The organism is Paenibacillus sp. N3/727, assembly GCF_022637315.1.
GTDB classification, from domain to species: domain Bacteria; phylum Bacillota; class Bacilli; order Paenibacillales; family Paenibacillaceae; genus Paenibacillus_AQ; species Paenibacillus_AQ uliginis.
On sequence record NZ_CP093336.1, the window covers coordinates 4,302,383 to 4,322,218 of the forward strand.

Sequence of the window (19,836 nt, forward strand, 5' to 3'; positions counted from 1 at the left end):
TTCATAACAATTGCGTAACAATATAATGGTATCCCCTATGAATCAGATAAAAAGCATTTTTAGTCACGATTGACATCAAATTTACGATCATACACAAACCGTTGGGAACTCATCCATCTCAAAAAGTAAGTGTATGATCGTATTTCAATTTCATGTTAAGGTCCGATACGAAATATCGATACACTCGCTCCAACGGAAGGTGCAGTAAGTGATTTTGAAGTGGGAGATAAGTTGTATAATTCAACGGTATTTCCGACTACCAAATTGATAACCGCTGATCCAGACAATCTGGCATTTCTCGAGTTATAATTCATATTAGCTGTGTTTGTTGTATTACCATTTATGACGATGCCAAAGGTGATAGGTGCAGTTTGCCCACTAGCAAAAAAAACCTGCCAATCAAAATAATAATAACCCGCAGTAACTATGGTCATAGTAGTAGTCCCATTAAAAGTTACTCCTTGCAAATTACTTTGGTTAAATGTGATAGGGGTATTAGAAGCAATTGTCTCAACTACTCCATTACTGTTGTATAAAACACTCCCACCAATCGTTGTGGCGTTGCCGGTAGCTCCTGTTTCGCCTGTGGCTCCCGTTGCTCTGGTTACTCCTGTCGCTCCTGTTGCTCCCGTTTCTCCCGTTATTCCTGTTGCTCCCGTTGCTCCTGTTACTCCGGTTATTCCTGTTGCTCCGGTTATTCCTGTTGCTCCGGTTGCCCCTGTTTCTCCAGTTTCTCCTGTTTCTCCCGTTGCCCCTGTTTCTCCCGTAGCTCCTGTTGCTCCCGTTGCCCCTGTTTCTCCCGTAGCTCCTGTTGCCCCCGTTGCCCCTGTTTCTCCAGTTCCCCCTGTTGCGCCTGTCGCCCCTGTTGCTCCTGTTTCTCCAGTTCCTCCTGTTTCGCCTGTGGCTCCGGTTGCTCCAGTTTCTCCTGTGGCTCCTGTTTCTCCGGTTGCTCCGGTTGCTCCTGTTGTCCCTGTTTCTCCGGTTGTTCCCGTTGCTCCGGTTACTCCTGTCGCTCCTGTTGATCCGGTTACTCCAGTTGCTCCTGTTTCTCCCGTTGCCCCTGTTTCTCCCGTAGCTCCTGTTGCTCCCGTTGCCCCTGTTTCTCCCGTAGCTCCTGTTGCTCCCGTTGCCCCTGTTTCTCTCGTGACTCCCGTTACTCCCGTTGCCCCTGTTACTCCTGTTTCTCCTATTTCACCTGTTACTCCAGTTGCGCCTGTCGCCCCTGCTCCACCAGTCTCTCCGGTTGCTCCCATTACTCCTGTTGCCCCTGTCACTCCGGTTGTTCCCGTTGCTCCCGTTACCCCAGTTTCTCCTGTTGTCCCTGTTTCTCCGGTTGTTCCCGTTGCTCCGGTTACTCCAGTTGCTCCTGTTTCTCCTGTGGCTCCTGTTACTCCAGTTTCTCCCGTAGCTCCTGTTGCTCCCGTTGCCCCTGTTTCTCTCGTGACTCCCGTTACTCCCGTTGCCCCTGTTACTCCTGTTACTCCTATTTCACCTGTTACTCCAGTTGCGCCTGTCGCCCCTGTTGCTCCTGTTTCTCCTGTTTCACCTGTAGCGCCTGTCGCCCCTGCTCCACCAGTCTTTCCGGTTGCTTCCATTACTCCTGTTGCCCCTGTCACTCCGGTTGTTCCCGTTGCTCCCGTTACCCCAGTTTCTCCTGTGGCTCCTGTTTCTCCTGTTGCTCCTGTTTCTCCGGTGGCTTCCGTTGCTCCTGTCGCCCCTGTTTCTCCCGTTGCTCCCGTCGGTCCTGTTTCACCTGTTGCTCCTGTGGCTCCTGTTACTCCTGTTGCCCCTGTTCCACCAGTCTCTCCGGTTGATCCCGTTTCTCCGGTTGCCCCGGTTACTCCGGTTTCTCCTGTTGTCCCTGTTTCTCCTGTTGCTCCGGTTGCCCCTATTACCCCTGTTCCACCAGTCTCTCCGGTTGCTCCCGTTACTCCAGTTTTTCCGGTTATTCCTGTTACTCCAGTTGCTCCTGTTGCTCCTGTGGCTCCGGTTGCTCCTGTGGCTCCGGTTGCCCCTGTTACCCCTATTACCCCTGTTCCACCAGTCTCTCCCGTTGCCCCAGTTGCACCTGTAGCTCCCATGGCTCCCGTTGCTCCAGTCGCTCCAGTTTCACCTGTTGCTCCTGTGGCTCCTGTGACTCCCGTCGCTCCCGTTACTCCAGTTTCACCTGTTACTTCCGTTGCTCCCGTCGCTCCTGTTTCTCCTGTTTCGCCTGTGGCTCCTGTGACTCCCGTCGCTCCCGTTACTCCAGTTTCACCTGTTACTTCCGTTGCTCCCGTCGCTCCTGTTTCTCCTGTTTCGCCTGTGGCTCCTGTGACTCCAATTGCCCCTGTTTCACCTGTTGCTCCCGTCGCTCCGGTTGCGCCTGTTTCTCCTGTCTCTCCCGTTGCCCCCATTGCCCCTGTTTCTCCCGTGACTCCCGTGACTCCCGTTACTCCCGTTACTCCCGTTGCCCCTGTTACTCCTGTCGCCCCTGTTGCTCCTGTTTCTCCAGTTCCTCCTGTTTCGCCTGTGGCTTCGGTTGATCCCGTTACTCCGGTTGCTCCAGTTTCTCCTGTTTCACCTGTAGCGCCTGTCGCCCCTGCTCCACCAGTCTCTCCGGTTGCTCCCACTGCTCCTGTTGCCCCTGTCACTCCCGTTGCTCCCGTTACTTCGGTAACTCCCGTTGCGCCTGTTGCCCCTGTTGCTCCTGTTTCTCCAGTTCCTCCTGTTTCGCCTGTGGCTCCGGTTGATCCCGTTTCTCCTGTTGCCCCGGTTGCTCCTGTTACTCCGGTTGATCCTGTTGTCCCTGTTTCTCCTGTTACTCCTGTCTCTCCTGTTGCTCCGATTGCCCCTGTTTCTCCGGTTGTTCCCGTTGCTCCCGTTGCTCCGGTTACTCCTGTTGATCCGGCTACTCCAGTTGCCCCTGTTTCTCCGGTTACTCCTGTTGCTCCTGTTGCTCCCGTTTCTCCTGTTTCTCCTGTTTCTCCTGTTTCTACTGTGGCTCCTGTTACTCCTATTGCCCCTGTTTCACCTGTTGCTCCTGTGGCTCCTATGACTCCAGTTGCCCCTGTTTCTCCCGTGGTTCCTGCTGCTCCCGTTGCTCCGGTTGCTCCTGTTGTCCCTGTTTCTCCTGTTTCTCCTGTTACTCCTGTCTCTCCTGTTGCTCCGGTTGCCCCTGTTGCTCCAGTTTCACCTGTTGCTCCCGTTGCTCCCGTTGCTCCCGTTGCTCCCGTTACTTCGGTAACTCCCGTTGCGCCTGTTGCCCCTGTTGCTCCTGTTTCTCCAGTTCCTCCTGTTTCGCCTGTGGCTCCGGTTGATCCCGTTACTCCGGCTCCAGTTTCTCCTGTTGCCCCGGTTGCTCCTGTTACTCCGGTTGCTCCTGTTGTCCCTGTTTCTCCTGTGGCTACTGTTACTCCTGTCTCTCCTGTTGCTCCGATTGCCCCTGTTTCTCCGGTTGCTCCAGTTTCACCTGTTGCTCCCGTTGCTCCTGTGACTCCCGTTGCTCCTGTTTCACCTGTTGCTCCCGTTTCTCCCGTTACTCCGGTTGCTCCCGTTGCCCCTGTTTCTCCCGTAGCTCCTGTGGCTCCGGTTGCTCCAGTTTCTCCTGTGGCTCCTGTTTCACCTGTAGCGCCTTTCGCCCCTGCTCCATCAGTCTCTCCGGTTGTTCCCGTTGCTCCCGTTACCCCAGTTTCTCCTGTTGCTCCTGTTTCTCCTGTTACTCCAGTTTCTCCTGTTTCACCTGTTACTCCAGTTCCCCCTGTTGCTCCTGTTGCTCCTGTTGCTCCTGTTTCTCCAGTTCCTCCTGTTTCGCCTGTGGCTCCTGTTACTCCAGTTTCTCCTGTTGCTCCTGTTTCACCTGTAGCGCCTGTCGCCCCTGCTCCACCAGTCTCTCCGGTTGCTCCCGTTACTCCCGTTGCTCCTGTTTCGCCTGTGGCTCCGGTTGATCCCGTTGCACCTGTTACTCCTATTTCACCTGTTACTCCAGTTGCGCCTGTCGCCCCTGCTCCACCAGTCTCTCCGGTTGCTCCCATTACTCCTGTTGCCCCTGTCACTCCGGTTGTTCCCGTTGCTCCTGTTACCCCAGTTTCTCCTGTGGCTCCTGTTTCTCCGGTGGCTCCCGTTTCTCCTGTCGCCCCTGTTTCTCCGGTTGCTCCCGTTGCTCCAGTTTCACCTGTTGCTCCCGTTTCTCCCGTTATTCCTGTTGCTCCCGTTGATCCCGTTACTCCGGCTCCAGTTTCTCCTGTTGCCCCGGTTGCTCCTGTTACTCCGGTTGCTCCTGTTGTCCCTGTTTCTCCTGTGGCTACTGTTACTCCTGTCTCTCCTGTTGCTCCGATTGCCCCTGTTTCTCCGGTTGCTCCAGTTTCACCTGTTGCTCCCGTTGCTCCTGTGACTCCCGTTGCTCCTGTTTCACCTGTTGCTCCCGTTTCTCCCGTTACTCCGGTTGCTCCCGTTGCCCCTGTTTCTCCCGTAGCTCCTGTGGCTCCGGTTGCTCCAGTTTCTCCTGTGGCTCCTGTTTCACCTGTAGCGCCTTTCGCCCCTGCTCCATCAGTCTCTCCGGTTGTTCCCGTTGCTCCCGTTACCCCAGTTTCTCCTGTTGCTCCTGTTTCTCCTGTTTCTCCTGTTTCTCCTGTGGCTCCTGTGGCTCCTGTGGCTCCTGTTGCCCCTGTTTCACCTGTTGCTCCTGTGGCTCCTGTGACTCCAGTTGCCCCTGTTTCACCTGTTGCTCCCGTTGCTCCGGTTGCTCCCGTTGCTCCGGTTGCTCCCGTTGCTCCTGTTGCCCCTGTTTCACCTGTTGCCCCTGTTGCCCCTATTACCCCTGTTCCACCAGTCTCTCCGGTTGCTCCCGTCGCTCCCGTTGCTCCCGTGGCTCCTGTTGCCCCTGTTTCACCTGTCCCCCCTGTTACTCCCGTTGCTCCTGTGGCTCCTGTTGCCCCCGTTCCATCAGTCTCTCCGGTTGCCCCTGTTTCTCCTGTTACTCCCGTTGCTCCGGTTGCTCCTGTTGCCCCTATTACCCCTGTTCCACCAGTCTCTCCGGTTGCTCCCGTCGCTCCTGTTTCACCTGTTGCTCCTGTTTCTCCCGTTACTCCCGTTGCTCCTGTTGCTCCGGTTTCACCTGTTGCTCCCGTTTCTCCCGTTGCTCCGGTTGCTCCTGTTACCCCAGTTACTCCGGTTGCTTCTGTTACTCCAGTTTCTCCTGTCTCCCCTGTTACTCCCGTGGCTCCTGTTACTCCTGTTGCTCCAGTTTCTCCTGTTTCACCTGTAGCGCCTGTTACCCCTGTTGCTCCTGTTACCCCCGTTGCTCCTGTGACTCCTGTTGCACCTGTTCTACCAGTCTCTCCGATTGCTCCCGTGGTTCCCGTCGCTCCGGTTGATCCTGTTTCACCCGTTGCTCCTGTGGCTCCCGCAGCTCCCGTTACTCCGGTTGCTCCGGTAACTCCCGTAGCGCCTACCGTACCTGTTTGTCCTGTAGCTCCCGTTGCTCCTGTCTCACCGCCTGCTGTGCCCGTTGCTCCTGTCACGCCTGTGGCACCAGTTACTCCTGTTTCACCCCTAGCTCCAGTTACTCCTGTCGCTCCTGTAGCTCCGGTTCCCCCCCTGGCTCCATCTACTCCTGTTGTCCCCCTCGTGCCAGTTACCCCTGTAACACCCGTTGCACCTGGGGCTCCTATTTCTCCGGTTGCTCCAGTAACCCCTCTAATCCCAACTAATCCTGTTATACCTCTAGCCCCTGTAACACCTGTTGCACCTCTTGCTCCGGTAGGCCCTCTAACTCCAGTCGATCCTAATGGACCTGTCGCTCCAGTGGCTCCTGTAGATCCTATTGCTCCGGTAGCTCCTGTTTCACCAATTGCTCTTGATACCCCCTCTAACGCTTGCATTACCGTAACCCCATAAACACTCTCAGCACTCGAACGTGACACCGCACTAAATGATTGAAACAATGATGCCTCTCCAGCTAACGATATATTTAAAGTCGGGACTAATCCTGCTAAAGTGGTTAAATAATCAGTCAATTCCTCGTTAATAAGCACTGCCGGAATAGAGTCCTGTTCCAAAAGATTGATAATATTCTGTTCTGTTTCTCGAAGCTTGCTGCTTTGCAAAGTTGTAGCTCCCAACAAAACAGTCTGCTCGCTGATTCCGCTTAATACACCCCTTAGCTGCTCTCGTGTTTCCATCCCGGGTTGAGTCATCGCATTCATAATAAAGAACGGTAAACTATCCAGCGAATTTATTAATAGTGCAGGGTCCTGTGGTGTATTTAAGCCACTTCCGGTTTCCACCACTTGCCGTAAAACCCTCAATCCGTCGTTCACAGAAGTCTCAACAGCCCTTCGTACACCTATGCGAACTGCTAAAATCATCACTACATTTATAAAATGTTGTAATCCTTTTGCAACCTCAATCGGTTCGGACACGTTTGGCATTATGGCTATTTGCTGTGCGGCGTTTCGAATTTCTCTTTTTTCACGCATACTAAACTGCATATTTTGAATTAGTCTGTTCACAGTTTGCACCTGCGATTTAAACAGTGTAAAACTCCCGTCCCCCCCGTCGTCTGTGAACACCTTTGGTATATTAGCGCTCAACTGTCTAATCAATTGAATAAATCTTCTTGTTCGAGGGCCTCTCGTCTTAAGAGAACTTTTAGCGCTCTTAACCTTTAACTTTTGACCTCTGCGCCTCTTCTGCTGGTTCATGTTCTCCCTCCCAAATCGTCATCGCCGTACCCATAATTTCCAGTACCTATGTGCCTATAAGGACAGATTATTCCCATCAGCTCGGTTCAGTTCTGCTCCCAGTAACAAATAAAGCAATCATCCCCTAATTATTCAGGAAGATTGCTTAGAGTAAGTCATGAATAGAGCTATCTCAGTGTCTTTATTATAGTTTCTCCACGTGCCTGGCAGGAATAAAATGAACCTCTCTGGTAACAATGTCACTCGGATTATATCCACACTGGTCAATCTCAAATGCAGACCGGCCAATACTCCATTTCTGACGAAATTTCTCAGCATTTTTTAACGAGGAAAGTTTGTAAGTGATATCCCTACCGCCAAAAGTCCCGTGTCCTTCATGGTGAATGAACACATCTTGCGCTACCCAAAGCGTATAACCACTAATCCTGGCTCTGATACAGAAATCATCGTCTTCATAATTTCCAGGGAAAAACCTTTCATCCATTCCACCTATTCGGTTTACGAGTTCTACAGGAAACAACATACATAATCCAGTTAAACGGTGAGGATAAAACCCTTTCTCCTTGAAAAGCAACGATCGTTTTTCCGCATACGCATCCAATTCTTCTAGCGATTGATACACCGCATCGTCAACTCTTTGAATAGGAGCAACAAAATTTGAAACAGGTCCTACAATACCAATAGAAGGTATTCTCTTTAACCAGAAGTGTAATTTTGAAAGCCACCCTGGTGTCACCACAGTATCATTGTTCAAAAGAACTATATATTTCCCGCTCGCAGCGACAATCCCTTGATTGCAGCCTGCAGCAAAACCTTTATTTTCCGAATTCTGAACGACTTTGGCGTTCTCTACAGTTTGCAGATATTCAATCGTATTATCTTTTGAACCGTTATCTACAAATATCCACTCAAAAGGAATATCCGTATTACGTAAAACACTTTCCACACACCGTTTTGTTAAATCCAAGCGATCCTTCGTAAGAACAACAATTGAAGTTAAGCTATCACTCAATCCCAAACCCTCCTTGTTTGAGCGACCTATTTTACAATCCGGAACTGTCTAATATGTAAGATATTTGTGAATGGATGAGTGAACCTTCATCTTTCGGTACCAAAATACTAAGACCATTGTTAGAAAACAGTTCATAGTGCCGCAGCTTCATTGGAGTTTCTTTTATAAAATCCTCAATCGCTGAACGAACACCATTGCGTTCTCCGCCTTCATAAAGCGCATTGTAAGCTATATTGTTGAACCCACCGAACTCCAGCAACTCGGATTGTCCTGGTTTCATCCCTTTTGTTGCATACGATTTCCGAAAGGCCTCAGGTATAGAATCAGGATAATAATACATATCTCTTCGGCCATAAGGCCAATCAGTATCATGAAGAAGAACCACAGGAAACCGTCCTGTTTTGTCGGCCATTTGCTCTACCAACTTCAACTCATGATATACCGTATACCAGTTATGATCTCCATCAATTAGAATCATGTCATACTCATTTATAGAAGGCAGAGCCTCCAGACTGAATTGTTCGATGATGTTTACGACTTCCTCGCCGTAATGTTCCCTCAACAAAGCTACATCGTATTGAGGACTAGGATCCACGACAATGCACCGTCCTCCAAGGTGTTTACAATACTGCAGCAGCTTAAAAGTCGTTACACCTGTTAAAGAGCCGATCTCAACAATGGTTTTCGGCCTTACTGCTATTAGTACGTGCTTAATCACATGTTCCCAGAAACGGTGCATAGACATCCTCCATCTAGACAAATTAAGACATGACGATTATCAGTATTTTATGCAACAGAGCTCATCCGTTATGTAACATTTTCCCACAAAAAAAGAGAAAGTCCGCAAAGGACTTCCTCTTTGATATATTAATTAATTCATCCTTCATGATTCTCACGTTCACGAGACGCACGAAGCTTTTCCAGAAAAATCTTATCTTTTGGGGTAAGCTCCAGACTTTCCAACAGTTCCGGACGCCGCTCCCAGGTTCTCTGCAACGCCTGCTCTCTGCGCCATACCTCAATATTCGCATGATGGCCGCTCAACAAGATATCCGGCACTTTCCATCCTCTGAACTCAGCCGGACGAGTGTAATGCGGATATTCCAGCAGACCTGTACTGAAAGAGTCTGTAACGGCAGACATTTCATTACCAAGGACTCCAGGGAGAAGCCGGACAACTGAATCAATGATTACCATGGCCGGAAGCTCTCCGCCTGTCAGCACATAATCACCAATGGATAGTTCATCCGTTACCAGGTATTCTCGGATTCGCTCATCATAACCTTCATAATGGCCGCAAATAAATACCAAATGTTCTTCCTGCGCAAGCTCCTCCGCTTTTTTCTGCGTAAATGTTTCACCTTGTGGGCACATCAAAATAACACGGGGTGGCTTCTGGTGAGCCGCGACCTGTACTGAAGGTACCTCTTCAACCACAGCAGTATCCGAATCCTTATCACTTCCGGAAGCTGCTGACGTCGATGACAGCAAATCCTCAACAGCCGCAAAGATCGGATCCGGTTTAAGAACCATTCCGCCCCCGCCTCCATAAGGCGTATCGTCCACCTGTGAGTGTTTATTGCCGGAATACTGGCGGAAGTTAACCGCATTCAACGAGACGATTCCCTTATCAGCAGCTTTACCCAATATGCTAGACTGGAATACGCCGTCAAACATTTCAGGAAACAGCGTCATAACATCAACCTTCATGTTATAACAATCCTTCCATCAGATGAACCCGAACAATTTTGGAGGCTTTATCCACATCCAGCACTACATCCGGAATGGACGGAAGAAGGATTTCTGTACCTTCAGAAGTTTTCACTACCCATACATCGTTAGCACCTGGTGTCAGAATCTCCGTAATTGTACCTAACTCTTCAGCAGGCTCGTCATCAGTGATGACACGGCAGCCGATGATTTCATGAAAGTAATACTCGTTCTCCGGGAGTTCCTCTTGAAGCTCTTCACTGATCTTAAGGAGACTTTCTTTATATTTCTCAGCTTCATTAATTCCACTAATTTCTTTAAACTTGATGACATACATGTTTTTATGAAAGCGGGATGATTCCACCGTTACGGGTACAGGTCTGCCACCCTTTGGCGACACGATAAACAGCTGACTTTTGCTCGCGAAACGCTGCTCTGCAAAATCCGTATGTGGCACCACCTTAATTTCGCCGCGAATACCGTGTGTATTCACGATTTTCCCTACGGTAAATAACTTCTCAGACATGTCTTCCTCCTGCATCTCGTTATGAATTCAGATCACATTCCAACCTACCGGATTTCTTCAGCATGTACGAAAAAGGGTTAGGACATGCATCCTAACCCCCTTTCGTATATCTTTAAGAAAAAGTCTTTAAGAAATGATATCAACGGTCACCCGTTTCTCCATTTTAACTGCCGCCGATGTTACGACCGTGCGCAGTGATTTGGCGATTCGCCCCTGCTTGCCTATGACCTTCCCGACATCGTCAGGATGCACGTACAGTTCATATACAATCAGGTGCTCCTTCTCAACTATCTTCACGGTCACATCTTCTGGATGATCCACTAAAGCCTTAGCAATTACACGAACTAATTCTTCCATAGATGACCCTCGCGATCAGTCTTATTTCTGATGCTTAAGCTCATGAAACTTCTTCATAACGCCCGCCTTGCTCAGCAAGTTGCGAACAGTATCGGATGCTTGCGCACCGTTTTGAAGCCAGTTGAGCGCTTTTTCTTCATCGATCTTAACTTCAGCCGGTTGAGCAACCGGATTATAATAACCGATTTCCTCGATAAAACGACCGTCACGCGGGGAACGAGAATCAGAAACCACCACGCGGTAGAAAGGGGCTTTGTGAGCACCCATACGTTTCAGACGAATACGTACTGCCATTTGAAAATTCACCTCCTTCAAAAAATGTCCTGTTTCTTTCCTCTATTTAAACCTTAACGGAAAGGGAACTTCATTCCTTTACCGGTTAAACCCTTCAACTGCTTCATGGCCTTATTCTTGCCACCCTTTGGACCCATCATATCGGAGAACTGCTTCATCATCCGGCGCATTTCATCAAACTGCTTGATGAGGCGGTTAACCTCGGCAAGCGATGTACCACTACCGGTTGCAATCCGCTTACGGCGGTTATGATTGATGATGTCCGGCTGCTGCTTCTCTTCGGTTGTCATGGAGTGCACGATCGCCTCGATGCGACCCATCTGCTTCTCATCCACCTTGAGATCTTTCGTCTGCTTCATCTTGCCCATACCCGGAATCATGTCCATCAGCTGGTCTAGTGGACCAAGCTTCTTAACCTGCTCCATCTGTTCCAGGAAATCCTCGAACGTGAACTCAGCATTACGCATCTTCCGTTCCATTTCCTTGGCTTTATCGGCATCGATGTTCGACTGAGCCTTCTCGATCAGGGAGAGCATATCACCCATTCCGAGAATCCGGGATGCCATCCGCTCCGGATGGAACGGCTCCAAAGCGTCGATCTTCTCTCCGAGTGCTGCGAACTTGATCGGGCATCCGGTGACTGCTTTAACAGATAATGCGGCACCGCCTCGAGTGTCACCGTCAAGTTTGGTCAATACAACACCAGTTAACTCTAACTGTTTATTGAAGCTGTCTGCCACATTGACAGCATCCTGACCTGTCATCGCATCCACGACGAGCAGAACTTCATCCGGATTTACAACACTATGAATCTGTTTCAGCTCTTCCATCAGCTCTTCATCAACATGAAGACGTCCGGCAGTATCGATAATGACATAATCATGACCATTATCCTTGGCATGCTGCAAACCTTGCTTCGCAATTTCTACCGGGCTTGTTTTGTCACCAAGAGAGAATACAGGAACCTTGATCTGCTCACCCAGAACCTCCAGCTGCTTGATCGCTGCCGGGCGATAGATATCACCTGCTACGAGTAGCGGGCGGCTGTTCTGCTTCAAAAGGAGCTTGGCAAGTTTACCCGAAGTTGTTGTCTTACCCGCACCTTGCAGACCTGCCATCATAATAACGGTTGGGGGCTTGGTGCTCTTCGCGAGCTTCGATTGGCTTCCGCCCATCAGCTCTGTCAGTTCTTTGTTGACAATGTCAATGATAACCATACCCGGCGTGAAGCTGTCCATTACTTCCTTGCCAATAGCTTTTTCTTTGACCTTGGCCACAAATTCTTTTACTACTTTGAAGTTGACGTCGGCTTCAAGAAGTGCCAGACGAACCTCGCGCATGGCTTCAGTTACATCCTCTTCGGATACTTTACCTTTACCGCGAAGCTTGCTGAACACATTCTGCAGCCTGCTGGTCAATCCTTCAAATGCCATATCCGCCACCTCTGTCCTACATTCTTAATCCCATAACATGAGTTGATTTACCATATCGGTCATTATTTTCTTATCGTGTTCATTCAAGGCGCTATCATTAAGCAGCTTTCTCAGCTTTTCAAGCTCATGAAGACGCTCCTCGTGCTTCTTCAGAAGACCGAGCTTCTCTTCATAAGTCTCCAGCACCTGTTCTGCACGCTTGATGTGCTCATAAACAGCCTGACGGCTAATTTCAAACTCACTCGCAATTTCACCCAAGGAGAAATCCTCATGAAAATAGTGCTTTAAAAACGTCTGCTGCTTCTCTGTAAGCAGTCGTTCGTAGAAATCGAACAGCAGATTAATACGGTTCGTCTTCTCGAGTCGGTTCTCCTGACTCATTTAAGGGCACCCCCTCGTCAAGGAAAAACACTTTACAGTTCACTTAACGAACATTATCATACAAAAAACATAGAAGGATGTCAAGCTTTTCTCCTTGTCATCCTTCTCATTTTATTGTCTTATATTTTTCAAGCAATCAGCGAATTGGCAGCAGGTAGATCAGTACTGCGAAAAAGTGCAGCACACTGCCTGCCAGTACGAACAGATGCCAGATCGCATGATGGAACGGAAAACCTCTCCATACATAAAAAATGGTGCCTAGCGTATACAGCAAACCACCACCAACTAATAAATTTATGCCTTGCGGAGCGATAACCGCAGTCAACGGATTCCACGCAATGACAATTAGCCACCCCATTGCGATGTAAAACACCGTGGACATGAAAAGAAACTTTTTGACGAAGAAGGCTTTAAATATACACCCGAACAAAGCGATGCCCCAGATGACCCCGAACAAGCTCCATCCAAGAGTTCCACGAACCGCCACCAACAAAAATGGAGTATAGGTTCCGGCGATAAACAAGTAGATGGAAGAGTGGTCAAGGAACTCAAACACATCCTTCGCTTTCCCTTCCTTAAAACTGTGAACCAGTGTGGAATTCAGGTACAGAAGCAGCATGGTTGTTCCATAAATCGTAAAGCTCACCACATGCCAGACAGTTCCTTCGATACTGGAGAAGACAATCAGCAGCACGAGAGCGGCTACACTGAGCGCGGCACCAATACCATGAGTAATTGCGTTGGCTATTTCTTCCCTGCGGGGATAAGTATAAGTATTCGCCACAACCAACTTCCTTTCGTACTAATCTTTATTCCTCATTATAAGCGCTTCTGTCATTCAAATCCAGCCGAGAAGCAGCATCACCTTCATTCTCAAAATTGCAGTTTCATAAACGATGATAGTTTCAAAGAAATGATCGGTACTGCACTACATAAGGGAAAGGCACATGAAACCTTTTTTGAACAAGTCCTCCATTCATCCAATCTATAAAGCTATCAATGCATATAATGTCGTAGAACTTTGAAAGGAGGAATAGCCTTTGGCTGTAGTAATCTACCCCAAAACTATGAACTGGTCTTATATGAAGCAACGTCCACAGCAGCTGATGACACAGCTGGGCGCTCTCGGACATCAGGTATTCTTTGAAAATCTGGCACCGGTGAATCAGGAATTCAGGGAAATCGAAAAAAATGTTTATCTGTTTACAGATACCAAAACATTTTTATACCGAAAACTGCCCCAGCTGCGAAAAGTGCACCCCATCGTCGTATGGACCACTTGGTCGAAAATGCGGACACGGATCAACACATTATTTAATCCTGATACTGTCATTTACGACTGTTGTAATGAGTTTCCACACTGGGCCAAATATGAGCCTAAGATGGTAGATAGTGCCGATCATCTTGTATGCACCTCAGAAGTCATTCAAGCCCGGTTGAATCTGGCTTATCCTAACAAGCCTATTACGCTGATTCCAAATGGTGCAGATGCGTCTTTCTTCCAAATTCCAGTTCAAGACAGACCTGCCGACCTCCCGACTGGACCCGTTGTAGCTTATATCGGAGCTTGGGCTTATTGGGTGGACCATACATTGTTCGCAACGTTGGCTTCTGTATTCCCTCATGTACAGTTTGTTTCGATCGGTGCTCCATACGGCAGTTCAAGGGACTACAAAAACCTGCCGAATGTGCATATTCTTGGCGAAAAGCCGCATGATGAACTGAAACGCTATCTGCCTCACATCGATGTAGCACTTATTCCGTTTCAATATCATCCCATTACGTTAGCATCGAACCCTATTAAAGCTTATGAGTATATGGCAGCAGGTGTGAGAGTGCTGTCCACAGCTTTGCCTGAATGCATCTTAATGGAGCCTCATGTAACAACAGCCACTACTCACGACGATTTCATCTACAAACTCTCTCATATGCTGAGCAATCCCGATAATCAGGACAAAAAACTTGCACGAATGGCATATGCGCAGCAGCACCGCTGGGTAGAGCGAGGCATCCAAGCCAATCAGGTTATACAGACCACCCTTGCTTCCAAAGGACTGAACGGCGGTGTCCGTTGATGTGATCATTCGGACGCTCGCTGCAAGGTTATGAATTGTAAGGTCACTATTTCATAAAGAAAGGAGGTATCTGGCTATGCCTATGTGTTTCTTCACCAGAGCAAAAAAATTAACTCGTCAAGTGGAAGTTCTCAGCCTACAGACTGAATTGCTAACTGACCGGGTCCAATCTCTTGAAAATCAACTGTTGACCGGACTTACGATCATCCCGTCATTTATTGATTTCTTCGGAAATCGGACGAGCCAGAGGGTTCGAGTCAGCACGATGTTTGTCACGCTTGAGGGCATAGTTATCGCAACCGCAGATGATGGTGTCCAGCTTCGCGAGCCTTCGGGAGACCTCGTGCTGATTCCATTCTCAAAAATAAACTCTGTTCATTAATGCTCCCGCGGATATAGAAAGGTGGTGTATAAGATATGCGCTATGTCGATTGGCTTAAAGGCTTTCTCGGATCTGAAGTAGAAGTAACCGTGTCTGGTGATATCGTTGTCGGAACGTTAATAGACTTTGATGAATCGACTCTCTCTCTGAAAATCCCTCCCACCATTCATGGCCCTCCCAACGACACAGCGACAATTCCGCTGCAATCGGTTGAATTTATCCGTATTGTCTCCTCATAAAAAATAACTATCGGCGGTGATATTAAAAGAGAGGAACGAAAAAGAGAACCTACACAAGTAGATCCTCTTTTTCGTCTATATCAATAAATTGCGTTACACGGAATCTTCCTTGCCCTCTTCTTCCTTAATCAGTCCGGCAAATAGTGCGTGCACAAACTGTTCGGAATCAAAGGTTTGCAAATCGCCCATTCTCTCACCGAGACCCACCAGTTTAACCGGTAGATTCAGCTCTTGGCGGATGGCTACAACAATACCGCCTTTAGCCGTACCGTCCAGCTTCGTCAATACGAGGCCGGTTACCCCGCTTTTCTCGCCAAACAGTTTTGCCTGGCTCAATGCATTTTGGCCTGTTGTAGCATCCAGTACCATTAGAACCTCATGAGGAGCACTTGGAATTTCACGCTGGATGACACGGAAGATTTTATTCAGCTCTTCCATCAGGTTCGTCTTGTTCTGAAGGCGTCCCGCTGTATCACATAACAGAACATCCGCTTGACGCTGCTTCGCGGCTTGTACCGCATCAAACATCACTGCCGCCGGATCGGAGCCCGGTTGCTGCTTAATGACCTCAACCCCGACACGCTCTCCCCACACTTCCAGCTGCTCGATCGCTCCGGCACGGAACGTATCACCAGCGGCAAGAAGCACTTTTTTGCCTTCCTGCTTGAAACGGTGTGCCAACTTACCAATGGTAGTCGTCTTGCCAACCCCATTAACACCTACGAATAATATGACGGTAATCCCGTCCGGATTCATTCTGAGTTCATTGTTGTTGTCACCTCGAAGCAAACCCATCAGTTTCTCGGACAAGACCGGCTGAAGATCAGTAGCATCTTCAATACGCCGTTTTTTCACTTCGTCACGCAGTTCATCCATCAAATCCATTACCGTGTTTACGCCAACGTCGGCGCCGATAAGAATCTCCTCGAGCTCTTCGTAAAACTCCTCGTCAATCTTTTTGCGGCGGATCACCAAATCGGAAACCTTTTCCACAAGCCCTTTACGGGTTTTCTCCAGACCGTCGCGGAATTGTTTTGTTACACTTTCTGTTTTGCTCGAAATGCTCTCTTTAAGTTTCTTAAAAAAGCTCATATGTTTCCTCCATGTGATTGTATATATTTAGGCAATTACTGCTTCCTCACTCTCAAGCTTGACGGAGACAAGCTTCGACACGCCGCCTTCTTCCATCGTCACACCGTATAATACATCTGCTTCTTCCATCGTACCTTTGCGGTGTGTGACAACAATGAATTGGGTTTGCTCCGAGAATTCACGTAAATACTGTGCAAATCGGACAACGTTTGCTTCATCGAGGGCTGCTTCCACCTCATCCAAAACACAGAACGGTACCGGTTTAACCTGCAATATCGCAAATAACAGCGCCATTGCGGTCAGTGCCCGTTCTCCACCGGAGAGCAGCTGAAGATTCTGAAGCTTCTTGCCTGGAGGCTGAGCCACGATATCAATACCTGTCTCAAGCAAACGCTCCGGATCTATAAGGATCAGGTCTGCCCGTCCTCCGCCGAACAGTTTCGTAAACACCGTGCCAAATTCTTTGCGAATCGCATCAAAGGTCGCTTTAAAGCGCTTGGACATCTCATCATCCATCTCTTTGATGACTTGATACAGTGTTGTCTTCGCTTCCACCAGGTCAGCCTTCTGCTCGCTGAGGAATTGGTAGCGTTCGTTAACACGCTGGTATTCCTCGATCGCTCCCAGATTGACATCACCCAGTGCCGATATACTGCGCTTCAGGTCACGCACTTCATTCTGTACAGTCGGTACATCCTCAGGCACGGGATAACGATGTTTCGCGAGCTCATAACTCAGCTCGTAATCCTCGCTCAATTTTTTTAAAATGTTCTCCAGCTCCACATCCAGACGGTTTACACCAATCTCGGTCTGACGGAGCTGGTCCTCAACAGATCTCAGCTGAGTTCGCTGTTCCTTCGTCTCACTTTCCTCCAGCTCTAGCTTTCGACTGAGCTGTGCACGTGATGCCCGTTTAAACTCAAGTTGTTGTGAGGCCTCGTCCTTCTTTAATTTAAAATGGTTCAGATCCTCGATCTGCTTTACACTCTCTGCAGCGTTCTGTTCCAATTCCGCCACTACGGAGGATAGCATCGTCCGGTTCTGTCGCTGCTCTTTCTCGTGGTTGTTCACATCAGACTGCAGTCGTTTCAACTGCTCTTCTAATGAGAAGGTTTCCTGATCAAGCTTACCCTCCCGAACCTTGAGCGTAGTCAGCTGTGTCTGAAGCTCGTCCTTAGCGGATTCGTTCGCCTTACGGGCGAACTCTGCAGCCTGAATAGCCTGATGTGTCGCCTTTTCCTCAGCCTCCAGCTCAGAAAGCAGCTTTTCTGCACGAGCGCGACTCTCCTGAATCTCCTTGGCTTCCTGCTCGTAACTTGTCTTTTCCTGACCTGCCAGCTCTGCCTGCTCCAAAACATGACGAAGTTCATGCTCCAGCTGTTTCCGGTCACCCGATGCTTGCTGCTCTTCTATTCGTTTATCGTCACCGGATTTTCGCAGCTCATCCAGCTTGTCCTGGGACTCGACCATCTGACCTCTAACCTGCTCAACTCCCTGTTGCAGCTTCCCGATCTGTTTCTCCGTCTCCGTAATTTCCTGATCCAACTGGTCCAGTTGGCGCTTACGTCCCAGAAGGTTGTTGCTCTTCTTATGATGGCTACCGCCTGTCATAGAACCGCCGGCATTGACCACGTCTCCTTCCAGAGTTACAACACGGTAGCGGTACTGGAACCGGGCAGCAATTTTGTTAGCCTGCTCTAGCGTCTCCGCAATTACTACATTACCGAGCAAGCTACCAACTATGCTACTGTATTTCTGATCATATTGAACCAACTCTGACCCGAACCCAACGAAACCAGCTTCCCCTTCAGCCATTGAACGGTCCGAAGCCGAAACCTGACGTGGACGAATAACGTCGAGTGGCAGGAATGTGGCACGACCCAGCTGACGCTGCTTCAGAAACGATATAGCTTGCCGTGAGACAGCTTCATTATCCATAACGATGTGCTGTACAGATGCACCGAGTGCCGTTTCCATAGCTAATTCCAGTTTTTCCGGCACACGGATCAGCTCAGCAACTGCTCCGTGAACCCCATGCAGGACAGACTTACGGGATGCTTTGAGCACTTCTTTAACACCCAACATAAAGCCGTCGAAATCATCTTGCATTTCTTTCATCGTATCACGACGGGAAATTTGCGCTTCCCGCTTCTGTTCCCATTTGCGAAGTGCGTTCTGACTTTCCTCCAGCAGCTTCTGTAGCGAATTGTATCGCTCACTCTCCGTAATATATCCGTTGCGAAGTTCAGCAATCTCCTTGCCGAACCGTTCAACATTGCGGTCGATCTGCTCTTTGCGGCTGAGCAGTTCCTCTTTCTGACCTTCCCATTTGCCGGACTCCTCTTCAGCCCGGTTCATCCGGCGTCCTAACGCCTCCTGCTGCTGATCCGCATAACGGATTTCATTGCGAGCCTGGGCCATCCGGTTCATTAGCTCCAGAAGGTTACCTTTCAAACTCTCTTCTTGCTGCTGGCTAATTCCGCCAGTAACGCCCACCAGCTTTGCTTCCTCTGCAGAAAGATTATCTCTCAGTTCAGCCAGCTCTTTCTGCAGAGCGCCAAGCTTGACCTTCATTGCGGCCAGTTCTTCCTGCCGGTCGTTCAGGCGAGTATCTCCAGATTCTACGTTCTGGGATAACTGATCGCGAGTCCGCTCCAGATTGCGGCGACGCTCCTTTAGAACTTCACCGTAACCCTCATTTTTTTCGAATGATTCACTGTACTGCAGCAACTGGTTCTGGATTGTTTCAACTTCCTCTTCCAGCTGACGGAGTGCTGAACGATCGTTCTCCAGTTTGGCATCATGTGCAGACACCACCGTAGACAACGCCAGCTGTTCTTCCTTCAGCTGCTCTAGCTTGGCGTTCGCCTCACTCCATGCGCCATGTATCTGTTCGATCTGATACACATACAACGATATTTCTTGGCGCTTCAATAACTCTTTAAGTTCCTTATAACGTATTGCCTTCTCCGATTGATCCTTCAATGGTTCAATCTGGTCCTCAAGCTCAGTTACAAGATCGTGGATACGAAGCAAGTTCTGCTCCGTCTCATCCAGCCTGCGTACAGATTCCCGCTTACGGGACTTATATTTCACAATACCCGAAGCTTCCTCAAATATACCCCGGCGATCCTCGGAACGAGTACTTAAAATCTCTTCAATCCGGCCTTGTCCGATAATGGAATAAGCCTCTTTACCGATACCAGTATCCATAAACAATTCAGTTATATCTTTCAGTCGGCATGACTGTTTGTTAATTAAATATTCACTATCACCGCTGCGATGTACACGACGGGTTACAGTCACTTCATTAAAATCAAGCGGGAGCACATGGTCTTCATTATCCAGAGTCAAGGATACTTCGCCATAGTTCACAGCCTTACGCGCATCACTTCCGGCAAAAATAATATCCTCCATCTTGCCGCCACGAAGCGATTTAGCACTTTGTTCACCCAAAACCCAGCGGATGCCGTCAGAGATATTACTCTTACCACTTCCATTTGGGCCGACGACTGCAGTAATTCCCCGAACGAACTCCATTTCCGTCTTGTCGGCAAACGATTTGAAACCCGCTAATTCTATCCGTTTCAAAAACATATATTCCAAATCACCTCTACCGTTATTGTACCATATCGAATAATCTCAAGCTGTC

General features: G+C 48.9%; 15 protein-coding genes. 3 read left to right on the forward strand and 12 right to left on the reverse strand.

Translation table 11 applies throughout. The features are described from left to right. Window positions 1-155 precede the first annotated feature (155 nt). From MNQ98_RS29645 to trhA, 10 genes are all read right to left on the reverse strand, one after another. Complete coding sequence (locus tag MNQ98_RS29645; protein WP_277883672.1) at window positions 156-6,683, reverse strand: hypothetical protein; 6,528 nt, start codon at window positions 6,681-6,683, stop codon at window positions 156-158. 184 nt (window positions 6,684-6,867) lie between these two features. Continuing rightward, window positions 6,868-7,695 (reverse strand): glycosyltransferase family 2 protein, encoded by an 828-nt coding sequence (locus tag MNQ98_RS19810; protein ID WP_241929781.1) that lies wholly within the window; start codon window positions 7,693-7,695, stop codon window positions 6,868-6,870. A 31-nt stretch (window positions 7,696-7,726) separates the two neighbouring features. Beyond that, a complete protein-coding gene (locus MNQ98_RS19815; RefSeq protein WP_241929782.1) occupies window positions 7,727-8,434 on the reverse strand; it encodes a class I SAM-dependent methyltransferase in 708 nt (235 codons plus the stop codon). A 137-nt stretch (window positions 8,435-8,571) separates the two neighbouring features. After that, window positions 8,572-9,405 (reverse strand): tRNA (guanosine(37)-N1)-methyltransferase TrmD, encoded by an 834-nt coding sequence (trmD, locus tag MNQ98_RS19820; RefSeq protein WP_241929783.1) that lies wholly within the window; start codon window positions 9,403-9,405, stop codon window positions 8,572-8,574. Window position 9,406: 1 nt separating this feature from the next. Then, window positions 9,407-9,931: a ribosome maturation factor RimM gene (gene rimM / locus MNQ98_RS19825; RefSeq protein ID WP_241929784.1), complete on the reverse strand. Its 525-nt coding sequence runs from the start codon at window positions 9,929-9,931 to the stop codon at window positions 9,407-9,409. A 126-nt stretch (window positions 9,932-10,057) separates the two neighbouring features. Further along, a complete protein-coding gene (locus tag MNQ98_RS19830) occupies window positions 10,058-10,288 on the reverse strand; it encodes a KH domain-containing protein (RefSeq protein WP_241929785.1) in 231 nt (76 codons plus the stop codon). A 21-nt stretch (window positions 10,289-10,309) separates the two neighbouring features. Next, on the reverse strand, window positions 10,310-10,582 hold the full coding sequence (rpsP, locus tag MNQ98_RS19835; protein ID WP_006211361.1) for a 30S ribosomal protein S16: 273 nt from the start codon (window positions 10,580-10,582) through the stop codon (window positions 10,310-10,312). A 53-nt stretch (window positions 10,583-10,635) separates the two neighbouring features. Then, on the reverse strand, window positions 10,636-12,015 hold the full coding sequence (ffh, locus tag MNQ98_RS19840; protein WP_208918828.1) for a signal recognition particle protein: 1,380 nt from the start codon (window positions 12,013-12,015) through the stop codon (window positions 10,636-10,638). Window positions 12,016-12,039: 24 nt separating this feature from the next. Then, complete coding sequence (locus MNQ98_RS19845) at window positions 12,040-12,396, reverse strand: putative DNA-binding protein (protein ID WP_241929786.1); 357 nt, start codon at window positions 12,394-12,396, stop codon at window positions 12,040-12,042. Window positions 12,397-12,532: 136 nt separating this feature from the next. Then, a complete protein-coding gene (gene trhA / locus MNQ98_RS19850) occupies window positions 12,533-13,180 on the reverse strand; it encodes a PAQR family membrane homeostasis protein TrhA (RefSeq protein WP_241929787.1) in 648 nt (215 codons plus the stop codon). Window positions 13,181-13,436: 256 nt separating this feature from the next. Here trhA and MNQ98_RS19855 point away from each other — a divergent pair, with 256 nt between their 5' ends. From MNQ98_RS19855 to MNQ98_RS19865, 3 genes are all read left to right on the forward strand, one after another. Further along, entirely contained in the window at window positions 13,437-14,471 is a 1,035-nt protein-coding gene (locus MNQ98_RS19855; RefSeq protein WP_241929788.1) for a glycosyltransferase, read from the forward strand. Between the two features lie 76 nt (window positions 14,472-14,547). Further along, window positions 14,548-14,853, forward strand: a complete 306-nt coding sequence (locus MNQ98_RS19860; protein WP_208918824.1) for a hypothetical protein — start codon at window positions 14,548-14,550, stop codon at window positions 14,851-14,853. Window positions 14,854-14,888: 35 nt separating this feature from the next. Further along, window positions 14,889-15,092: an LSm family protein gene (locus MNQ98_RS19865; protein WP_241929789.1), complete on the forward strand. Its 204-nt coding sequence runs from the start codon at window positions 14,889-14,891 to the stop codon at window positions 15,090-15,092. A gap of 93 nt (window positions 15,093-15,185) precedes the next feature. On the opposite strand, the gene ftsY is transcribed toward MNQ98_RS19865, so the two are convergent. Beyond that, the gene (gene ftsY, locus MNQ98_RS19870) at window positions 15,186-16,184 is read right to left on the reverse strand and encodes a signal recognition particle-docking protein FtsY (protein WP_241929790.1); all 999 of its coding nucleotides are present in this window, start codon (window positions 16,182-16,184) and stop codon (window positions 15,186-15,188) included. Between the two features lie 27 nt (window positions 16,185-16,211). After that, entirely contained in the window at window positions 16,212-19,781 is a 3,570-nt protein-coding gene (smc, locus tag MNQ98_RS19875; RefSeq protein WP_241929791.1) for a chromosome segregation protein SMC, read from the reverse strand. Window positions 19,782-19,836 lie beyond the last annotated feature (55 nt).

What these genes read in the sequence shown, in the direction of transcription:
- MNQ98_RS29645 (WP_277883672.1), bottom strand. Translation starts at nt 6,683, where the DNA reads ATGAACCAGCAGAAGAGGCGCAGAGGTCAAAAGTTAAAGGTTAAGAGC.
- MNQ98_RS19815 (WP_241929782.1), bottom strand. Translation starts at nt 8,434, where the DNA reads ATGCACCGTTTCTGGGAACATGTGATTAAGCACGTACTAATAGCAGTA.
- trmD (WP_241929783.1), bottom strand. Translation starts at nt 9,405, where the DNA reads ATGAAGGTTGATGTTATGACGCTGTTTCCTGAAATGTTTGACGGCGTA.
- rimM (WP_241929784.1), bottom strand. Translation starts at nt 9,931, where the DNA reads ATGTCTGAGAAGTTATTTACCGTAGGGAAAATCGTGAATACACACGGT.
- MNQ98_RS19830 (WP_241929785.1), bottom strand. Translation starts at nt 10,288, where the DNA reads ATGGAAGAATTAGTTCGTGTAATTGCTAAGGCTTTAGTGGATCATCCA.
- rpsP (WP_006211361.1), bottom strand. Translation starts at nt 10,582, where the DNA reads ATGGCAGTACGTATTCGTCTGAAACGTATGGGTGCTCACAAAGCCCCT.
- ffh (WP_208918828.1), bottom strand. Translation starts at nt 12,015, where the DNA reads ATGGCATTTGAAGGATTGACCAGCAGGCTGCAGAATGTGTTCAGCAAG.
- MNQ98_RS19845 (WP_241929786.1), bottom strand. Translation starts at nt 12,396, where the DNA reads ATGAGTCAGGAGAACCGACTCGAGAAGACGAACCGTATTAATCTGCTG.
- MNQ98_RS19860 (WP_208918824.1), top strand. Translation starts at nt 14,548, where the DNA reads ATGCCTATGTGTTTCTTCACCAGAGCAAAAAAATTAACTCGTCAAGTG.
- MNQ98_RS19865 (WP_241929789.1), top strand. Translation starts at nt 14,889, where the DNA reads ATGCGCTATGTCGATTGGCTTAAAGGCTTTCTCGGATCTGAAGTAGAA.
- ftsY (WP_241929790.1), bottom strand. Translation starts at nt 16,184, where the DNA reads ATGAGCTTTTTTAAGAAACTTAAAGAGAGCATTTCGAGCAAAACAGAA.
- smc (WP_241929791.1), bottom strand. Translation starts at nt 19,781, where the DNA reads ATGTTTTTGAAACGGATAGAATTAGCGGGTTTCAAATCGTTTGCCGAC.